This window comes from Pseudomonas poae RE*1-1-14 (genome assembly GCF_000336465.1).
Lineage (GTDB): Bacteria > Pseudomonadota > Gammaproteobacteria > Pseudomonadales > Pseudomonadaceae > Aquipseudomonas > Aquipseudomonas poae.
The window spans coordinates 327,791-346,172 of the sequence record NC_020209.1; the positions used below are offsets into that span (position 1 = coordinate 327,791).

Annotated in this window: 16 protein-coding genes; 7 read left to right on the top strand and 9 right to left on the bottom strand. The window is 63.5% G+C overall.

The genetic code is table 11. The features are described 5' to 3' along the window. Together H045_RS01535 and H045_RS01540 are read right to left on the bottom strand one after the other, a co-directional pair. On the bottom strand, positions 1-3,087 hold the full coding sequence (locus H045_RS01535; RefSeq protein WP_015371205.1) for a multidrug efflux RND transporter permease subunit: 3,087 nt from the start codon (positions 3,085-3,087) through the stop codon (positions 1-3). After that, positions 3,084-4,250, bottom strand: a complete 1,167-nt coding sequence (locus H045_RS01540) for an efflux RND transporter periplasmic adaptor subunit (protein ID WP_004371971.1) — start codon at positions 4,248-4,250, stop codon at positions 3,084-3,086. The genes H045_RS01535 and H045_RS01540 overlap by 4 nt, the downstream gene beginning before the upstream one ends. Positions 4,251-4,466: 216 nt before the next feature. On the opposite strand from H045_RS01540, the gene H045_RS01545 reads away from it, so the two are divergent. From H045_RS01545 to H045_RS01555, 3 genes are all read left to right on the top strand, one after another. After that, positions 4,467-4,700 (top strand): hypothetical protein, encoded by a 234-nt coding sequence (locus H045_RS01545; RefSeq protein WP_004371970.1) that lies wholly within the window; start codon positions 4,467-4,469, stop codon positions 4,698-4,700. Positions 4,701-4,833: 133 nt separating this feature from the next. Then, on the top strand, positions 4,834-5,661 hold the full coding sequence (locus tag H045_RS01550; RefSeq protein WP_004371969.1) for a transporter substrate-binding domain-containing protein: 828 nt from the start codon (positions 4,834-4,836) through the stop codon (positions 5,659-5,661). 187 nt (positions 5,662-5,848) lie between these two features. Beyond that, the gene (locus H045_RS01555) at positions 5,849-7,006 is read left to right on the top strand and encodes a transporter substrate-binding domain-containing protein (protein WP_041931414.1); all 1,158 of its coding nucleotides are present in this window, start codon (positions 5,849-5,851) and stop codon (positions 7,004-7,006) included. A 9-nt stretch (positions 7,007-7,015) separates the two neighbouring features. Here H045_RS01555 and H045_RS01560 read toward each other — a convergent pair whose 3' ends face one another. From H045_RS01560 to H045_RS01580, 5 genes are all read right to left on the bottom strand, one after another. Beyond that, positions 7,016-7,759: a YkgJ family cysteine cluster protein gene (locus H045_RS01560; protein ID WP_004371967.1), complete on the bottom strand. Its 744-nt coding sequence runs from the start codon at positions 7,757-7,759 to the stop codon at positions 7,016-7,018. 108 nt (positions 7,760-7,867) lie between these two features. After that, the gene (locus tag H045_RS01565; protein ID WP_015371207.1) at positions 7,868-8,350 is read right to left on the bottom strand and encodes a GNAT family N-acetyltransferase; all 483 of its coding nucleotides are present in this window, start codon (positions 8,348-8,350) and stop codon (positions 7,868-7,870) included. Between the two features lie 3 nt (positions 8,351-8,353). After that, positions 8,354-9,256 (bottom strand): chemotaxis protein CheV, encoded by a 903-nt coding sequence (locus tag H045_RS01570; RefSeq protein WP_004371965.1) that lies wholly within the window; start codon positions 9,254-9,256, stop codon positions 8,354-8,356. 111 nt (positions 9,257-9,367) lie between these two features. After that, entirely contained in the window at positions 9,368-10,342 is a 975-nt protein-coding gene (locus tag H045_RS01575; protein ID WP_015371208.1) for a 2-hydroxyacid dehydrogenase, read from the bottom strand. Positions 10,343-10,717: 375 nt separating this feature from the next. Further along, complete coding sequence (locus tag H045_RS01580; protein WP_004371963.1) at positions 10,718-11,686, bottom strand: LysR family transcriptional regulator; 969 nt, start codon at positions 11,684-11,686, stop codon at positions 10,718-10,720. 182 nt (positions 11,687-11,868) lie between these two features. On the opposite strand from H045_RS01580, the gene H045_RS01585 reads away from it, so the two are divergent. From H045_RS01585 to H045_RS01600, 4 genes are read left to right on the top strand one after another with little or no spacing between them, the layout of a single operon-like run. Continuing rightward, complete coding sequence (locus tag H045_RS01585; protein WP_041931581.1) at positions 11,869-13,326, top strand: efflux transporter outer membrane subunit; 1,458 nt, start codon at positions 11,869-11,871, stop codon at positions 13,324-13,326. After that, entirely contained in the window at positions 13,323-15,458 is a 2,136-nt protein-coding gene (locus H045_RS01590) for an FUSC family protein (RefSeq protein ID WP_015371210.1), read from the top strand. The genes H045_RS01585 and H045_RS01590 overlap by 4 nt, the downstream gene beginning before the upstream one ends. Next, positions 15,448-15,648, top strand: a complete 201-nt coding sequence (locus tag H045_RS01595) for a DUF1656 domain-containing protein (RefSeq protein ID WP_004371957.1) — start codon at positions 15,448-15,450, stop codon at positions 15,646-15,648. Before H045_RS01590 ends, H045_RS01595 begins: the two co-directional genes overlap by 11 nt. A 10-nt stretch (positions 15,649-15,658) precedes the next feature. Continuing rightward, the gene (locus tag H045_RS01600) at positions 15,659-16,528 is read left to right on the top strand and encodes an efflux RND transporter periplasmic adaptor subunit (RefSeq protein ID WP_015371211.1); all 870 of its coding nucleotides are present in this window, start codon (positions 15,659-15,661) and stop codon (positions 16,526-16,528) included. Positions 16,529-16,728: 200 nt separating this feature from the next. On the opposite strand, the gene H045_RS01605 is transcribed toward H045_RS01600, so the two are convergent. Continuing rightward, complete coding sequence (locus H045_RS01605; RefSeq protein WP_015371212.1) at positions 16,729-17,631, bottom strand: HlyD family secretion protein; 903 nt, start codon at positions 17,629-17,631, stop codon at positions 16,729-16,731. After that, on the bottom strand, positions 17,628-18,380 hold the full coding sequence (locus H045_RS01610) for an ABC transporter ATP-binding protein (RefSeq protein ID WP_015371213.1): 753 nt from the start codon (positions 18,378-18,380) through the stop codon (positions 17,628-17,630). Before H045_RS01610 ends, H045_RS01605 begins: the two co-directional genes overlap by 4 nt. Between the last annotated feature and the right edge of the window lie 2 nt (positions 18,381-18,382).

Genomic DNA, 18,382 nt, shown 5'->3' on the forward strand with positions numbered 1-18,382 from the left:
TCAGCGTGTGGTCGCCAGCTCGGCAGCTGGTTTGGGCCGGTGGAAAAACCTTTCGAGGTACAAGTATATGACCGGCGTGGTGAACAGCGTCAGTGCCTGGCTCACCAGCAACCCGCCGACCACCGCGATACCCAGTGGCTGGCGCAACTCGGCGCCAGGGCCGGCGCCCAGCATCAACGGCACGGCGCCGAGCAGGGCGGCGAGGGTGGTCATGATGATCGGCCGGAACCGCGTGACACAGGCCTCGTAAATGGCATCGTGCGGCGCCATGCCGCGCACGCGCTGCGCCTCCAGGGCGAAATCGATCATCAGGATGCCATTCTTCTTGACGATGCCGATCAGCAACACCAGGCCTATCAGCGCCATGATCGAAAAGTCCTGGCCCATCAACGTCAGCATGATCAGCGCCCCCAGCCCGGCTGACGGCAGGGTGGAAATAATCGTCAGTGGGTGCACGAAGCTTTCGTACAACACCCCCAGGATGATGTAGACCGCCACCAGCGCCGCGAGGATCAGCCACGGCTGGCTGGCGAGCGAACTCTGGAAGGCCTGGGCCGCGCCCTGGAAGTTGCCGATGATCGTGGTCGGCATGCCGATTTCATTCTTGGCCTGCTCGAGCATGATTACCGCGTCGCCCAGGGCCACGCCGGGCGCCAGGTTGAACGACAAGTTGGCGGCCGGGAACATGCCGTCATGGCTGATCGACAACGGCCCGACGGTGGGCGCGTCGACGCTGGCCAGCGCCGACAGCGGCACCATCTCGTTGGTCAGCGGCGAGCGCAGGTAAAAATAGTGCAGGCTCTCGGCCTTGCCGCGTTGCCGGGTGTCCAGCTCGAGCACCACCTGGTACTGGTTGGTCTCGGTCTGGAACTCGTTGATCTGGCGCTGGCCGAACGCGTCGTACAGCGCCTGATCGACATCGGTGGCGGTGAGCCCGAAGCGCGCGGCGGCCTGGCGGTCGATGCTGATGTGAGTGATGCTGCCGCCCAGTTGCAGGTCGTTGGACAGGTCGCGAAACGCCGGGTTGCCGCGCAGTTTTTCGGTGAGGCGCTGGGTCCAGGTATTCAGCGTCGCACCGTCGTTGCTCTTGAGCACGTATTGGTACTGCGCGCGGCTGGGGCCGGAGCTGAGGTTGATGTCCTGCCCGGCGCGCAGGTACAGGACGATGCCCGGCACCTTCGCCAGTTTCGGACGGATACGGTCGATGAACTGGCTGGCGGACACATCGCGCTCGCCCCGGTCTTTCAAGGCGATCCAAAAGCGGCCGTTGGCGATGGTCTGGTTACTGCCGGTGACGCCCACCGAATGGGAAAACGCCAGCACCGCCGGGTCGTCCTTGACGATCTCGGCCAGGGCCTTGTGCTTGGCGACCATGTCCGGGTACGACACGTCGGCCGCTGCTTCGCTGGTGCCGAGCACAAAGCCGGTGTCCTGCACCGGGAAAAAGCCCTTGGGGATAAACACGTAGCCGACCACGGCCAGCGCCAGCGTCACCAGAAAGAGTGCCGCTATGCTGCGCTGATGGGCCAGCGCGCGGCGCAGATTGCGTGCGTAACCGGCCAGCAGGCGTTCGCTGAAGCCGGGTTTGTCGTGGGCCGCGTGCGTGGGCGCGCGCATGAACAGCGCGGCGAGGGTGGGCGCCAGGGTCAGCGAGACCACCACCGAAATCAGGATGGTCGAGGTCGCCGTCAGCGCGAACTCCTTGAACAGCCGTCCGACCACGCCGCCCATGAACAACAGCGGAATAAACGCCGCCACCAGCGAAAAGCTGATGGAAACCACGGTAAACCCGATCTCGCCGGCGCCCTTGATCGCCGCTTCGCGCTGGCCCAGCCCGGCTTCGAGGTGACGGTGGATGTTTTCCACCACCACAATCGCATCGTCCACCACAAAGCCCACGGCGATCACGATTGCCACCAGCGTGAGGTTGTTCAGGCTGAACCCCATCAGGTACATCAGCGCGAAGCTGGCGATCAGCGACACCCCCAGCACGCTGGACACAATCAGTGTGGCCGACAGCTGGCGCAGGAACAGTGCCATCACCGCCACCACCAGCAGGATGGCGATCAGCAGGGTCACTTCCACTTCGTGCAGCGAGGCGCGAATGGTCCTGGTGCGGTCGGTCAACACGCTGACCTGCACCGACGCCGGCAACATCGCCTCCAGACGCGGCAGCTCGGCCTGGATGCGGTCCACGGTGTCCACGATGTTGGCGCCGGGCTGGCGTGAGATCACCAGGTTGACGCCGGGCGTATCGCCGGACCAAGCCTGCACGTAGGCGTTTTCCGAGCCGTTGACCACTTTGGCGATGTCACGCAGTTGAACCGGTGCGCCGTTTTTGTAGGACACAATCAGCTGGGCGTAGTCCTCGGGTTGAAACAGCTGGTCGTTGGTCGACAGGGTCGACACGCTGTCCTTGCCGTAGATTGCGCCCTTGGCCAGGTTAAGGCTCGATTGCTGGATGGCCAGGCGCACGTCGGCCAGGGTCAGTCCGATGGCGGCGAGTTTGTCCGGCGAGGCCTGCACGCGAATCGCCGGGCGTTGCTGGCCGGTGATGTTGATCTGGCCGACTCCGTCGATCTGGCTGATCTGCCGCGCCAGCAGGGTTTCCACGTAGTCGCTCAGTTCGGTGCCGGGCATGCTGGCGGAGCTGACGCTGAGAATCAGCACCGGGCTGTCGGCCGGATTGACCTTTTTCCAGGTCGGCAGGTTGGGCATGTCGCGGGGCAGCTTGCCGGCTGCGGTATTGATCGCCGCCTGCACTTCCTGGGCAGCGGTGTCGATGCTCTTGCTCAGGGTGAACTGCAAGGTCAGCAGGCTTGAGCCCAATGCGCTGCTGGAGGTCATCTGGGTCATGCCGGGGATGGCGCTGAACTGCACCTCCAATGGCGTCGCCACCGATGAGGCCATGGTGTCGGGGCTGGCGCCGGGCAGTTGGGCAGTGACCTGGATCGTCGGAAATTCCGCCTCCGGCAGTGGGGCGATGGCCAGGCGCGGGAAGGCAATGATCCCGAGCAGCACCAGGGCGAAGGTCAGCAGCAGGGTGGCGACCGGGTGGTCGACGCAACAGGCCGAAGGCGACTTCATGGCTGCACCTTGGCATCGACGGTCTGGATCACCTGCGGCGGTTCCTTGAGTACGTCCACCTGGGCACCGGCCTTGAGCCGCGATTGGCCGTCGCTCACCAGCACGTCGCCGGCCTGCACGCCCTGAATGATAGTGAGGTCGCTGTCTTGATAGGTGACTTGCACGGGCACCACTTCAACCTTGCCCGCGTTGACCCGGTACACGAAATGCGTGTCCAGCCCGCGTTGCACCACGGTGGGCGGCACCACCAGGGCATTTTTGTCGAGGGCGGTCTGGATCTTGATGGTCACCAGTTGACCCGGCCACAGGCGTTGTGCAGCGTTGTCGAACTCGGCCTTGGCGCGCAGGGTGCCGGTGGTGGAGCTGATCTGGTTGTCGATCAGGCTCAAGTGGCCCGCGCCGAGCAGGTCACCGGTCTGGCCGTCGGTGTCGGCACCGAGATACGCGTCGACACTGGCTTTGTCGGGGGCTGCGATCAGGCCCTGCAGGGTTGGCAGCATCTGTTGCGGCAGGGAAAACTCGACGGCAATCGGGTCAATCTGGGTGACCGAGAACAACCCCTGGGTGTCGCTTGTGCGCAGGAAGTTGCCTTCGTCGACGCTACGAATCCCTACGCGACCGCTGACCGGTGAACGAATTTGCGTGTACGAAAGCTGCACCTGAGCCGCATCAATCGCGGCCTGGTTGCCCTGTGCGGTGGCCTTGAGCTGGTTGACCAGGGCCTGTTGCTGGTCATAGGTCTGCTTCGATACGCCGTTATCGATGCTCAGCTCCTTGTAACGTTTGAGGTTGATCAACGCCACTTGCAACTGGGCCTGGTTCTCGCCCAATTGCGCCCTGGCCTGGGCGAGGCTGGCGCGGATCGAGCGGTCGTCGAGGGTGGCGAGCAGGTCGCCGGCCTTGACCCGTTGGCCTTCCTTGACCAGTAATTGGGTGAGAATGCCGTCCACCTGGGGGCGAATGACCACGCTGTGCAACGACAGCACTGTGCCAATGCCGCTGACAAAGCGCGGGACGTCCTGCTGCGCCACGCTCACCACTCGCACCGGTATGGCGCTCGGCGCGGCCAGCCGGGTTTTGGCCGGGCGGGTCAAGGCCCAGGCGGTAACGGCCAGCACCACGAGGACGCCAACGATAAGAGCGGTTTTGCGTTGAATGAGCATGGGCGAGCGCCAGAAGCGCAGTTGCGGGCGCGGCGCCGCAAGCTGCAAGTGGATAGTTATAGTGAGCGTTATAGCGGTGGCATCCGGTCAGCAGCGTGACGTCAAACTGATAGCCGTGACAGCTGGCGCTTGCAACTTGCCGCTTGAAGCTTACCGCTCGCCCCTCCGGCCCCGCTATACTCGCGCCCTCACACCCATCGCAGCGCCGGAGCTTTCATGACTTCCCCGACACAACCCCCTGTTGAGGCGACTGATCTCGCCGATCCGGCCAGCGCTGACGGCGTTGAAAAAACCGAGATTGCGGCGTTCAAATTCCCGTTCAAACCGGGTGAACTGGCTGGCGCGAAGCAAACTGCCCAGCCCTGGTACAAGAACGGAGCCAGGAACGGTCACACCAAGTCGCCGGGCATGGCGCCGCCGGGTACGCGTCGGTCAATGGGCAAACGTTGAGAGTATTCAGTTGAGTGCTGTATCGGCCTTTGCCTACAAAGCTGGCTGATATTTCCGCTTGTAGGTCTACGTCCGTTTCTTGAAAGCTTGCACGGCATTCGCCCACGGCCCCCTCTGAAAGGGTCCGTCGGCCATGTCGATTTTTCTGGAAAAGGACGTTCCCGTGGCCCAGATACGCGTCTGCGTAGTGTTTGCCTTAGCGCTGTCGACTGGTATTTTTCCCTTCGCCCTGGCGGATGACTCGCCACGAAACGAAATCCGTTTTGCCGTCGTCGCACAATTTCCACCTTTCCAAAGCCGCAATCAGCAGGACCAGTTGGTCGGGCTGCATATTGAACTGGGTAGGGCCTTGTGCCAGCAGCTCAATGTGCGGTGCACCTGGGTCGACCAGGTGTTATCAGAAAATTTCTCGGGCCTTGAAGCCAGGCAATTCGACGCGATCATGGGCATCGCCCCGACACCGCAGCGGCGCCGAGAGGTGAGCTTCACCGACGACCTCTATCCGTTCACCACGCGCCTGGTTGCGCGCAAAAACTCCGGCCTGATGCCCACCGCGCGCGCGCTCAGGGGCAAGTGCGTGGGCGTCTTGCTGGGCAGCAACCGCGAGGCCTTCGCCTTGGCCGAATGGGCTCCCAGGGGAGTTCGGATCAAGAGCTACTGGCTCAACGATCAACTGGTTCGCGCACTGGTGGCGGGGGATATCGACGCCACATTGCAAGGCACCGTAGAAATTCGCGACGTGCTGCTCGACACCGCCGTCGGCCAGGATTTCGATTTTCTCGGCCCAGTCGTCTCGTCGCCCCTTCTTGGCGACAGCGTGGCGATCGCGGTGCGCAAGTCCGATACCGCGTTGCGGCGCGATCTTAATGGCGCGCTTGAGCAGTTGATGCACAACGGCGAATACCAGCGGATCGTCCAGCCTTACCGACTGGATACGCTCGCTCCCCGCAGTGATGGCTGACCGATCTGTGATAAACGCCCCATGCCGTTCAGTGCCTTTGGGAAATTACCTACGCGCCAAGCGGACATGTCGCGCTTAGACAGGGTCGAGTGCCTGCTAAAAAGTGGCCTGCTGGAAAGTTGAGTGCGTTCGGGCCTGAGTGATTGAGCCGGGACGCCTCCCACCCTCTTTGCACAGGACAGTTTGTATGACTAGACGAATACTGGCGCTTAGCCTGGCATTGTTTGCCGGGAGCGGGTGTGCGGTTCCCCCGCCGCCTGCGGCGTCGTGGAGCGAGATACGTTTTGGCGTCGAAGCCGATGTAAAACCATTTGAGTACCGGGATGAGCGAGGCGAGCTCAAAGGGCTGGATATCGAACTGGGCAACGCGCTGTGTGCCGAGCTCAACGCGCGCTGCGTGTGGGTCGATCAGCCCTATGCCAGCAATATCGAGGCGCTGCAGGGCGGGCGCTTTGACGCAATCATGCCGATGACGCCGACCCCGGCTCGACGCGAAAACCTCGACTTCACCGACCTGCTCTATCCGTTGGAAAGCCGCCTGGTTGCCCGCACCGGGGCCAATCTGCTGCCCGAGGCGCAATCGCTCAAGGGCAAGCGTGTCGGCGTGTTGGCCGGCACCAGCCGCGAAGCCTTTGCCAAGGCACGCTGGGCGCCCCAGGGCGTGGTGATACGCAGTTTCAACCTCAATGCAGAGCTGATCGCCAGCCTGTTGAAAGGCGAGCTGGACGCGACCCTGCAGAACACCATCGAAATCACCGAAGCCTTGTTGAACACCCCGCAAGGCGCTGCATTTGCCTTTGCGGGTCCCCGCATCGTCGATGAAATACTCGGCGGCGGCGTTGCGATCGCCACGCGCAAGAGCGACCCCACGTTGACGGCCGCCCTGAACCGCGCCCTGCAACGCCTGAAAGACAATGGCAAGTACGCGGCGATTACCCAGTCGTACCTGGCGCCGGTGGCCGCAGAGCCACAGCCGGCCACAATGGTTCACGTTCCGGCAGGCGCTGGTTTGCCGTTTTCGCAAACCGTGCAACTGGGGCAAACGCTCTACCTCTCCGGGCTGCTGGGGCAGGATGAAAGTGGCAAGCTCGTGCGCGGCGGCATCCGCGCAGAAACGGCCCAGGCCCTTGAGACCTTGCGCAACACGCTCAAGAGCAGAGGCGTGGGAATGGACAGGGTGGCCAAATGCACGGTGATTCTTGCCGACATCAACGATTTTTCGGCGATGAACAGCGTTTATACCCGCTATTTTCCTTCTGACCGCCTGCCGGCGCGTACCACGTTCGCCGCCGGCAAGCTGTTGGACAATGCCCGCATAGAAATCGAATGCCTGGCCGGGCTGTGAACTGGCGTGCTAGGACGCGCGCAATGAAATAAAGGCGTAATTGGCCGGCACCTGGGTGGCGATTCGGGCGCCGGCATCGAGCATTTGTTCGGCAACGTCCATCGCAGACACATGAAACACCCACTCGTTGCTCGCTGTCGGCTGCTGCACCGCCAATTCGATCGCCTGAGCAAAGGCGTTCATGTCCGGCAGGTACGCGGTAAATCCATCACCTTTGAGCGCCGTGGTGCAGATGCCCAGCAGCGCGCACACCGCCTCCTTGGTTTGCACATCATCGCGGTCTGCCTGGCGTGAACGCCTGATCAGCTCGGCCAATTGCGCATCCACCAGTTCACCGCCGACGATCAATGCCGGGCCCTGTTCCCAGGATTCCGGCGGGCAGTCCTTGGTAGCGGTGCTGAGCGGAATATGCGGGTTGATTTCCATCGGGTAGATGCGGCACACCAGTGGACGACGCTCATAGATGCCGCAGCGGTTGTCTTCGTCAAGATTCCGGCAGCGCCCGGCGTTGTAGGCGGCAAAGGTGATCGCCACGAACGCCTCGGCCGTGCCGCTGGGCACCACCACCGAACGGCGTTCGGCATGCTCGCGCTGGTTGACGGGAAGGCCCAGGCCGTTGCCGAGAAAAGCTTCCACCAGAATGATGATATTGCCGCCGTCGGCAGCCCACTGGCGGGCCTCGGCGAGGGTGAGGGGCACATGATGGTCGCTGCAGCATTTGCCGCAACCGACGCAGGAAAAGTGAGTGTTCATGGCGTATCTGTCACCAGGCAAGGTCAGAGGGCGCTCTTGAACGGCGGCGGTTTTTTACCGCTACCCAGCGTTTAGGTTCTCTGAAAGCAAGTTATGCGCCAGTGATTGTCAGACGTCAGGCACCACGTCGCGTAGGACAAATCTCATTCCGACGCTTTCATACAGGTTCCGGGCGCGTTGGTTACTCTCGCGCACCTTGAGATCGGCACAGGGTTCGCCGCGCTGCTTGAACACTGCAAACGCGTGCAGTAACAGCGCTCGACCGAGCCCCTGCCCCTGAGCATCGGGATGCACCGACAGGTTCTTGATAAACGCGCTGGTCCAGCAGTGCGCCACGCCGAGAACGCAATCCGCGCGACTGACCACCAGGCACAACGCAGGATCGAACTCGGCATCGGTGAAAAATGACTGGCGCCATTGCGCCAGGTTGGCGACACGACCACCGCCCTGGTCTTCGGTCAGGCGCAACAGCGCATGAATGTCCGGCGCCAGCTCGTCGCGGTAAGGCTCCAACCGAATAGCCTGTGGCCACTGCGGCGCGGGCAGGTTGCCCGTGAGGTCGCGCCGCAGTAACTGGTAATACTCGGTCACCCTTTACAGGCCCTTTTGCGCCACGGCCTGCGCGGCTATCACCAGGCACTTGGTCAGCTCGGGCGAGGAGAACTTGGTCAACACCGCGTCGGCTCCGGCCAGGCGGGCTTTTTCGCTGTTCATCGCGCTGTCCAGGGAGGTGTGCAGCAGCACGTAGAGTTGCTGGAAGTCCGGCGTTTCACGCAGGGTGCGGGTGAGGGCGTAGCCGTCCATTTCCGACATTTCGATGTCGGACACCACCACGTTGATCTGCTCGGCGGTGCCTTGCAGTTCCAGCAGCACATCAATGGCTTCCTTGGCGCTGCGCGCGGTGTGGCAGGTCAGGCCGAGGTTGCGCAGCGTGTGCACCGATTGCTGCAGGGCCACCTGGCTGTCGTCCACCACCAGGATGCGGGCGTTGCCGAGCACTTCGGCTTCGTCCATGGTCAAGTCGGTGGGCGCCGCTTCAATGGGTGCCGGCGCGATGCCGTGGATCACCTTCTCGATATCCAGCACCTGTACCAAGCCGCCTTCCACCTGGGTCACCCCGGTGATAAACGCCCGATTGCCGCCCGAGCCGTAGGGCGGCGGACGGATGTCGGTGGTCAGGCAATGCACGATCTTGCTCACCGCCTGCACATGCAGGCCCTGCTTGGAACGGCTTACATCGGTGACGATCAGGCAGCCACCGTCGGGGTCCGCCAAGGGCATTTCACCCAGCGCCCGGCTCAGGTCGATCACCGCCAGCGAGTTACCGCGCAGCGTGGCGATGCCTTTGACGTGCGGGTGCGACTCCGGCAGCTTGGTCAGCGGCGGGCAGGGGATGATTTCGCTGACCTTGAGCAGGTTGATCGCCATCAGCTTGCCGCTGCGCAAGGTAAAGAGCAGAAGCGAGAGTGAGTCTGCGCGGGCTTTGGTGGTGGGCATAAAAACCTTCTGTGGATCAGGGAAGACAGTCTATGGAAGGTTATCGACTTCGCAGAGCCAGGCTTTAACCGGATTTTGTGTCTGCTGGAGCCCCTGCCACAGGGTGTGCTGTCAGCCCTTCCACACGTGCGGGTTCACCAGATCCTGCGGGCGCTGGCCCAGCAGGGCGCTGCGCAGGTTGTCGAGGGCGCGGTCGGCCATGGCTTCGCGGGTTTCATCGGTCGCCGAGCCAATGTGCGGCAGCGTCACCGCATTGCTCAACTGGAACAGCGGTGACTCGGCCAGCGGTTCCTTCTCGTACACATCCAGCCCGGCGCCGCGAATGGTCTGGTTCTGCAAGGCCTGGATCAATGCCGGTTCATCCACCACCGGGCCTCGGGATATGTTGATCAGGATGGCACTGGACTTCATCAGCGCCAGCTCCCGGGTGCTGATCAGATGACGCGTCTTGTCGCTCAACGGCACCACCAGGCAGACGAAGTCCGACTCGGCCAGCAGTTGCTCCAGGCTGCGAAACTGCGCGCCCAGCTCCTGCTCGAGGGCGGTCTTGCGACTGTTGCCGCTGTACAGGATCGGCATGTTGAAACCCAGGCGCCCACGCCGGGCCACGGCGGCGCCGATGTTACCCATGCCGACGATGCCCAGGGTCTTGCCGTGCACATCGCAGCCAAACAACGCTGCGCCGACGCTGGCTTTCCACTGCCCGGCCTTGGTCCAGGCGTCCAGCTCGGCGACCCGACGTGCGCTGCTCATCAGCAGCGCAAAAGCGAGGTCGGCGGTGCTTTCGGTCAGCACATCCGGAGTGTTGGTGAGCATGATCCCGCGCTCATCAAGGTACGCCACGTCGTAGTTGTCGTAGCCCACCGACACGCTGGACACCACCTCCAGTTTGCTCGCGCCCCGCAACTGCTCGCGGCCCAGTTTGCGCCCCGCACCGATCAAACCGTGAGCATGGGGCAGGGCTTCATTGAACTGCGCGTTGATGTCACCGAGCTTGGGATTGGGTGCGATCACGTCGAAATCCTGTTGCAGGCGTTCGATCATGGGCGCGGTGATACGGCTGAAGGCGAGGACAGTCTTTTTCATGGCAGGCGGGCTCATCGACTACGGAAGAATGCCAGGCACGCTAACATCCCCACTGACAATTGTCAGGCCGCGCAGCCAGCACGAGCGGGCTTTGTTGTGGCAAGCCCCAATGCCGTTCAGTTAAGGAAAATGTGTGGGTTTATTGTGGCGAGCGGGCTTGCCCCGCGTTGGGATGCGAAGCGCCCCCAATCCAGCAAAACGCGGTGTACCTGATACGGCTCAGCGCCTGGTTCAGGGGCTGCTGCGCAGCCCAACGCAGGACAAGCCTGCTCGCTACAGGGAATCTGCGCTTAACTGAACGGCATTGGGACAAGCCTGCTCGCCACAACAGGCCCTTATGCCACAGCGATCTTGTCACCTGAAATAGCGGACAGCTCAGTTCGCCAGCCGCGCCCCGCTGAGGCTGCCGCTCAGCTCATACGCCACCAGCTCCGCCTGATGCGCCGCCAGAATCTCCGGCAACGAACCGCGCAGGTATTCCACCCAGGTCTTGATCTTCGCATCCAGGTATTGGCGCGATGGGTAGATGGCGTACAGGTTCAGCTCCTGGGAACGGTAGTTGGGCATCACCCGCACCAGCGTGCCGTTGCGCAGGCCCTCGATGGCCGCATACACCGGCAGCAGGCCGATGCCCATGCCGCTGGTGATGGCGGTTTTCATCGCGTCGGCCGAGTTCACCAGAAACGGCGAGGTGTTGATCGCCACGCTTTCCTGGCCTTCGGGGCCGTTGAAGATCCATTTGTCCAGCTGGATCACCGGGCTGACCAGGCGCAGGCAGGCGTGGTTGAGCAGGTCGTGGGGGCGATGGGCGCAGCCCTTGGCCTTGACGTAATCCGGCGAGGCACAGGCAATGCTGTAGGTGATGCCCAGGCGCTGAGAGACGAAGCCCGAGTCCGGCAGCTCGCTGGCCAGCACGATGGACACGTCGTAGCCCTCGTCGAGCAGATCGGGCACGCGGTTGGCCAGGGTCAGGTCGAAGGTCACGTCCGGGTGCGTGCGGCGGTAGCGGGCGATGGCATCAATCACGAAATGCTGGCCGATGCCGGTCATGGTGTGCACTTTCAGTTGCCCGGCGGGGCGGGCATGGGCGTCGCTGGCTTCGGCCTCGGCTTCCTCGACATAGGCCAGGATCTGCTCGCAGCGCAGCAGGTAGCGTTTGCCGGCTTCGGTGAGGGCGATGCGGCGAGTGGTGCGGTTGAGCAAGCGGGTTTGCAGGTGGGCCTCGAGGTTGGAGACCGCGCGCGAGACATTGGCGGTGGTGGTGTCCAGTTGCACGGCGGCGGCGGTGAAGCTGCCGGCTTCGGCCACGCAACTGAACGCGCGCATGTTTTGCAAAGTGTCCATGGAGAGTTCTCAGGGGAGATGACAAATTGTGACAGAAAGTGGCCCCGTCCAGTGATCCCTACCAACGGATTGTCGCGTGAACGGTAACAAAGATTCACAGGAATGCCAGCTTATCCTCCTCCAGCGCCCCGCCTAGAATTGCGCCGCCTCTCCCGCACCTACCCATCAGGAATTCGCTTGCCGTGCCGCGTCGCATCAGCAGAGAGCTGAAGACTCTCAGTGTTTGGGCTTTATCGTTAGCAATCAGCGGCTGTATCGGAACCGGCGGCATCGCCCCCCAAGGCCAGCCCTTGAATGCCAATAACCTGGCCACCGATGCGGCTATCCAGCACGCCGCCCAGGACGCGCACTGGCCCACCGCGCAATGGTGGCAGGCCTATGGCGATCCGCAGCTCAACCGCTGGGTCGAGCTCGCCACCCAAGGCAGTCCGAGCATGGCCATGGCCGCCGCCAGGGTGCGTGAGGCTCGGGCGCTGGCCGGGATGGCCGAGTCGGCCGAATCCCTGCAGATCAACAGCGCCACCACTCTCAAGCGCCACCATTGGCCGAAGGATCAGTTCTATGGCCCCGGCGAGCTAAGCGGGTCGACCACCTGGGACAACACTTCATCCTTGAGCCTGAGCTACCCCCTTGACCTGTGGGGTCGTGAAAGCAAGGCCTTCGAGCGTGCCGTCGACCTGGCCCATGTGCGCGCGGCCGAGGCGCGCCAAGCTCGACTCGAGCTGCAAAACAACGTGGTGCGCGACTATATCCAGTGGTCGTTGCACTACGCCAATCGCGATATCGTGGCGGCCACGCTGGCCCAGCAACAGCAAATGCTCGACCTGGCCAATAAGCGACTGGACGCCGGCATCGGCACGCATTTGGAGGTCAGCCAGGCTGAAAGCTCATTGCCCGAAACCCATCGCCAACTGGACGCGCTCGACGAAGACATCGCCCTGGGCCGCAACCAATTGGCGGCGCTCGCCGGTAAAGGACCCGGTGAGGGCGCGCAGTTACAGCGCCCGACGTTGTCGCTCGCCGCGCCGCTGAAGTTGCCATCGAGCCTGCCCGCGCAGTTGCTCGGCCAGCGCCCGGACGTGGTCGCCAGCCGCTGGCAGGTCGTGGCGCAGGCACGTGGCATCGATGTCGCGCAAGCCGGTTTTTACCCCAATGTCGACCTGGTCGGCGGCCTTGGCTACATGGCCACCGGCGGCGGCTTGCTGGCCTTCATGGCCGGCAAAAAATTCAACTACAACGTCGGGCCGGCGATCAGCTTGCCGATCTTCGACGGTGGGCGATTGCGTGCCGAGCTGGGTGAAGCCAGCGCCGGATATGACATCGCCGTGGCGCACTACAACCAGACTCTGGTCAATGCACTCAAGGGCATCAGCGACCAGTTGATCCGCCGCGCATCCATGGACAAGCAAGCCTCTTTCGCCGCGCAGTCCGTGGCGTCAGCGCAGAAAACCCATGACATCGCGACCGTCGCCTACCAGCGCGGCCTCACTGACTACCTCACTGTGCTGAGCACGCAAACGCTGCTGTTTCGCCAACAGCAGATCGAGCAGCAGGTGCAGGCCGCACGCCTGAGTGCCCATGCCGAACTGGTGACAGCACTGGGCGGCGGCGTCGAAGCCGGGCAGGACGCGCCGCAATGAAATACCTGCAGTCCCTTGAATGGCGCCGGGGCTTCTTCGATTGGGCGCGCAGCGACGGCGTGACCTGGGTGTATATCTTCAAGGTGCTGATCGCCGCGTTCCTCACGCTGTGGCTGGCCATGCGCCTGGAATTGCCGCAACCGCGCACCGCCATGATCACCGTGTTTATCGTGATGCAGCCGCAGAGCGGCCAGGTATTGGCCAAAAGTTTTTACCGCTTGCTGGGCACCCTGGCCGGCTCGGCGGTGATGGTGCTGTTGATCGCCTTGTTTGCGCAGAACACCGAATTGTTCCTCGGTGCGCTGGCAATCTGGGTGGGCCTGTGCACGGCGGGCGCGACGCGCTATCGCAACTTTCGCGCCTATGGTTGTGTGCTGGCCGGCTACACGGCGGCGATAGTCGGCTTGCCGGCGCTGGCGCACCCGGACAGCGCCTTTATGGCGGCGGTGTGGCGCGTGCTGGAAATCTCCCTGGGGATTGTGTGTTCCACGCTGGTCAGCGCTGCGATCCTGCCGCAAACCGCCAGCGCCGCGATGCGCAATGCGCTGTATCAGCGTTTTGGCGTGTTCGCGCTGTTTGTCACCGACGGCCTGCGTGGGCGCAGTCAACGCGAGGGGTTCGAAGCCGCCAACGTGCGTTTTATGGCCGAAGCCGTGGGCCTGGAAGGGCTGCGCAGCGTCACGGTGTTCGAAGACCCACACATGCGCCGGCGCAGCGGTCGACTCAACCGCCTCAACAGCGAATTCATGAGCCTCACCACGCGCTTTAACGCCCTGCATCAGTTGCTGGTGCGACTGCGTGCGGGCGGTGCCAATGAGGGGGCGGATGCGATCAAACCGGGGCTGCAGGACCTCGCAGAATTGCTCGATGGTTTCTCGAACCGCGCCCTCACCAGCGCTGACGCCGCACACCTTGCCGAGCAACTGAGCGCCTATAGGCAAGACTTGCCCAGCACACTGCGCAGCCTGCGCGCGCACTTTGAGCAGGGCAGTCCCGGCGGCGCCGAGCACCTGGATTTTCATACCGCCTGCGAGCTGCTCTATCGCTTCGTCGACGACCTGCACAACTACGCGCGCACCCACGCGTCCCTGGCCGATCACCGCCATGCGCGGGAGCAGGGGAACGAACCCTACACGCCGAAAACCAACTGGCTGGCCTGCGCCGCGTCAGGCATTCGCGCGGCGTTCATCCTGATTGTTCTGGGCAGTTACTGGGTGGCCACTGCCTGGCCCAGCGGCGCAACCATGACGCTGATCGCCGCCGCGACGGTCGGCCTTTGCGCGGCTACGCCCAACCCTAAACGCATGGCCTTTCAGATGGCCTGCGGCACCTTGCTCGGCGCGCTGGTGGGCTTTGTCGAGATGTTCTTTATCTTCCCGTGGATCGACGGTTTTCCGTTGCTGTGCGTGATGCTTGCGCCGGTGATCGTCCTTGGCACCTTCCTCGCTTCACGCCCGCAGTACGCCGGGGTGGGGCTTGGCCTGCTGATTTTCTTCGGCACCGGCTCGGTGCCGGACAACCTTACGGTCTACAACCCCTACACCTTTATCAACGACTACCTGGCCATGGTGATCGGCATGCTGGTGTGCGCGGCGGCCGGGGCGATCATCCTGCCGCCCAACAGCCGCTGGCTGTGGCGGCGCCTGGAGCAGGACCTGCGCGAACAAGTGGTGTATGCCATCGGCGGCAAGCTCAAGGGCCTGACCGCACGGTTTGAAAGCCGTACACGCGATCTCCTGCACCAGGCCTACGGCCTCGCCGTCGCCCAGCCGCAGGTGCAGCGCGACCTGTTGCGCTGGATGCTGCAGGTGCAGGAAGTCGGCCACGCGATCATCGAATTGCGCAACGAGCAGGCAATGCTGCCGGTGCACCCGGCCTACGCCGAGTCCCAGCCGTGGCGCCAGGCCATCCGCGTGATGGGCCGCGCGCTGATGCGCCTGTTTCTGCAACCCAACGCCGGCAACCTGGAGCGCGGGTTGATCGCCGTCGACCACGCGATCAGCCGCGTGCAGGCCACCGACGAACCCTTCGCCCCGCACTTCGACACCTCGGCCCTGCGTCGGGTCAAAAGCTACCTGCACTTTATCCGCACCTCATTGCTCGACCCGCAAGGACCGTTGCATGCCTCGTGAAATCGCGTTCCACGGCCTCTACCTGCCGAGTATCACCCTGATGTTCCTGATCGCGGCGGCCCTTGCCTGGGCGCTGGATCGCTGTATAGCAGGGTTTGATCTGTACCGTTTTTTCTGGCACCCGGCGTTGCTGCGCCTGAGCCTGTTCGTCTGCCTGTTCGGCGCCCTGGCGCTCTGCATTTACCGTTGAGAATGCCCCGATGAAAAAGTTTTTCAGCCTCTTCGCCACCTTGCTGGTATTGGCGTTGGCGATCTGGATTGGCCGCACGCTGTGGGTGCATTACATGGACACGCCATGGACTCGCGACGGTCGTGTGCGCGCCGACGTCATCAATGTCGCGGCCGACGTGACCGGCGAGGTGGTCGAGGTGCCCGTGCGCGATAACCAGTTGGTCAAAAAAGGCGACCTGCTGATGCAGATCGACCCCGAGCATTACCGCATTGCGGTCAAGCAGGCGCAGTCTCTGGTGGCCTCACGCAAAGCCACCTGGGACATGCGCAACGTCAACGCCCACCGCCGCGCCGACCTCGACGCGCTGGTGATCTCCAGGGAAAACCGCGACGACGCCAGCAACATCGCCGACGCGGCCCTGGCCGATTACCAGCACGCCCTGGCGCAACTGGACGCCGCCGAGCTCAACCTCAAACGCACCCGAGTGCTCGCGGCGGTCGACGGCTACGTCACCAACCTCAACGTGCATCGCGGCGACTATGCGCGCATCGGCGAAGCCAAAATGGCCGTGGTGGACATGAACTCGTTCTGGGTCTACGGCTTCTTTGAAGAAACCAAGCTGCCCCATGTGAAGGTGGGCGACAGCGCCGATATGCAATTGATGAGCGGCGAGACCTTGAAGGGGCATGTGGAAAGCATCTCGCGCGGCATCTATGACCGCGACAACCCCGAAAGTCGCGAGCTGATCGCGGATGTGAACCCGACCTTCAACTGGGTGAGGCTGGCCCAGCGCGTGCCGGTGCGGATTCATATTGATCAGGTACCGGAAGGTGTTTTGTTGGCGGCCGGCATCACCTGCACCGTGATCGTGAAGCCACCTGTGGCGAGCAGGCTGTGACGAGCGGGCTTTTGTGGCGAGCGGGCTTGCACCGCGTTGGGGTGCGAAGCGCCCCCAATCCAGCAAAATGCGGTGTACCTGATACGGCTCAGCGCCTGGTTTTGGGGCTGCTGCGCAGCCCAACGCAGGACAAGCCTGCTCGCCACAGTAGCGGGCTTGCCACAGTAGCCTGCCTGTCACAGGGCAGCATTTGCCGATAGCTACGGCCCAAACCGCACCAGCATGCGCTGCCCCACCCGCAGTGATGCTGGCGTTGGTTGGTCGAACGCGAGGATACATTCGACCGTGCGCATATTGGCCCTGATCTGGGGGTCGTCTTCCAGGGTGCTGCTGCCCAGCACTGAGCTGATGCGCACCACGTGGGCGATCAGCGGGATGGAGCCGTTGACGCTGTCGTCCGTGACCTCGGCTTTCATCCCCGGGACGACCACGCCGGTGAATGACTCATTCAGCTCGGCACGCACGATGCGTGGCTGGTTGGGCAGCAACACGAATGCCGCGCCCGATTGTGCGGAGACGGCGGCGCCAGGCTGGATCAGGCGGCGCACGACCTCGGCGTCGATGGGTGCACGCAGACTGCGCCGGGTCAGTTCGTAGCGGGCCGCCGTCAGCTTTCTTGCGGCGGCCTGGGCGTCGCCCTGATTTTTTTCCAGCGCGTCGCGTAACCGCGCGGCGCTCTCGCGGGCCTCGTCGGCGCTCTGGTTATCGCCGGCACCGGCGGCTGCGGCAGTGCTCAGGCGCGTGGCCGTTTGCTCGGCGAACGTGAGCTGCCTGGTCAGTTGCCTGGCTTGAACCTCCACCTGCTGTTGCTCACCCAGTGCGGCAGCCACCGCCAGTTGCGCCGGTTCACTGTCCAGTGTGGCGAGCAGTTGGCCCTGCTTGACGGTTTCGCCTTCACTGACCTTGATCTCGGCCACCACGCCGTCACGGGTGACACCGAGTCTGAGCAAACCGCCTTCCACGTCAATGCGGCCGCGCGCCACTGCGAGGTAGGTCGGGGGCGCCGCAGCGGGCCTGGCCGGGACGTCTTCACGGGAGCAGGCACTCAGCACCAGCAGTGCGCTGCTCAACAACAGCCAGGGGCGAAACAGACGTGGGTTCATGCGCAGGGTTCCTGGGCACCGGCGGTTGTCGCCGGCTGGAAGGGAAAAGGGGTGTCGTTGAGGATGCGGCCGTCTTCGATGGTCAGCACCCGGTCGGCATTGCTGATCAAGCGCGGGTCGTGACTGACGCACAGCACCGTGGTGCCACGGGTGCGGGCGATGCGGTGCAGGATGTCGATCACGATGTGGCCGTTGGCGGCGTCCAGCGCACTGGTCGGTTCGTCGGCGAACAGCAGTTCGGGCGCCTTGGCCACCGCCCGCGCAATCGCGACGCGCTGCTTTTCGCCGCCGGACAATTCGGCCGGGCGCAGTTTCAGGCGCGCACCCAGGCCGACCTCTTCCAGCGCTTCGATGGCGCGTTGCCGGATTTCCCTGGCCGGCAGCCCGAGGTAGCTCAAGGGCAGCGCCACCTGTTGCAGCGCAGTCAACGCCGGAAACAGGTTGAAGCCCTGGAACACAAAGCCGGTGTGCCGCAGGCGAAACTGCTCCAGAGCGCGCGCGTCGAGGCTGCCCAGGTCTTGCCCAAGTGCGCAGGCGCTGCCCCGGTCTGGCCGTTGCAGGCCGCTGAGAATCGCGAGCAGGGTGCTTTTGCCGCAGCCGGACGGGCCGGAGATCAGGGTCAGTTCGCCAGGGCGTATCGCCAGGGTGATGTCGTGCAGCACGGGGGTTACCACCCGTCCCGAAGTGAAGGCTTTGCTGATCCCGCTGGCGTGCAGGGTGATGGGTGATGCCGAGGTCAGAACGCTCATGG

Coding starts and splice junctions, on each gene's coding strand:
- H045_RS01560 (WP_004371967.1), bottom strand. CDS start 7,759: ATGAACACTCACTTTTCCTGCGTCGGTTGCGGCAAATGCTGCAGCGAC.
- H045_RS01555 (WP_041931414.1), top strand. CDS start 5,849: ATGACTAGACGAATACTGGCGCTTAGCCTGGCATTGTTTGCCGGGAGC.
- H045_RS01610 (WP_015371213.1), bottom strand. CDS start 18,380: ATGAGCGTTCTGACCTCGGCATCACCCATCACCCTGCACGCCAGCGGG.
- H045_RS01575 (WP_015371208.1), bottom strand. CDS start 10,342: ATGAAAAAGACTGTCCTCGCCTTCAGCCGTATCACCGCGCCCATGATC.
- H045_RS01600 (WP_015371211.1), top strand. CDS start 15,659: ATGAAAAAGTTTTTCAGCCTCTTCGCCACCTTGCTGGTATTGGCGTTG.
- H045_RS01605 (WP_015371212.1), bottom strand. CDS start 17,631: ATGAACCCACGTCTGTTTCGCCCCTGGCTGTTGTTGAGCAGCGCACTG.
- H045_RS01595 (WP_004371957.1), top strand. CDS start 15,448: ATGCCTCGTGAAATCGCGTTCCACGGCCTCTACCTGCCGAGTATCACC.
- H045_RS01535 (WP_015371205.1), bottom strand. CDS start 3,087: ATGAAGTCGCCTTCGGCCTGTTGCGTCGACCACCCGGTCGCCACCCTG.
- H045_RS01545 (WP_004371970.1), top strand. CDS start 4,467: ATGACTTCCCCGACACAACCCCCTGTTGAGGCGACTGATCTCGCCGAT.
- H045_RS01550 (WP_004371969.1), top strand. CDS start 4,834: ATGTCGATTTTTCTGGAAAAGGACGTTCCCGTGGCCCAGATACGCGTC.
- H045_RS01580 (WP_004371963.1), bottom strand. CDS start 11,686: ATGGACACTTTGCAAAACATGCGCGCGTTCAGTTGCGTGGCCGAAGCC.
- H045_RS01570 (WP_004371965.1), bottom strand. CDS start 9,256: ATGCCCACCACCAAAGCCCGCGCAGACTCACTCTCGCTTCTGCTCTTT.
- H045_RS01540 (WP_004371971.1), bottom strand. CDS start 4,250: ATGCTCATTCAACGCAAAACCGCTCTTATCGTTGGCGTCCTCGTGGTG.
- H045_RS01590 (WP_015371210.1), top strand. CDS start 13,323: ATGAAATACCTGCAGTCCCTTGAATGGCGCCGGGGCTTCTTCGATTGG.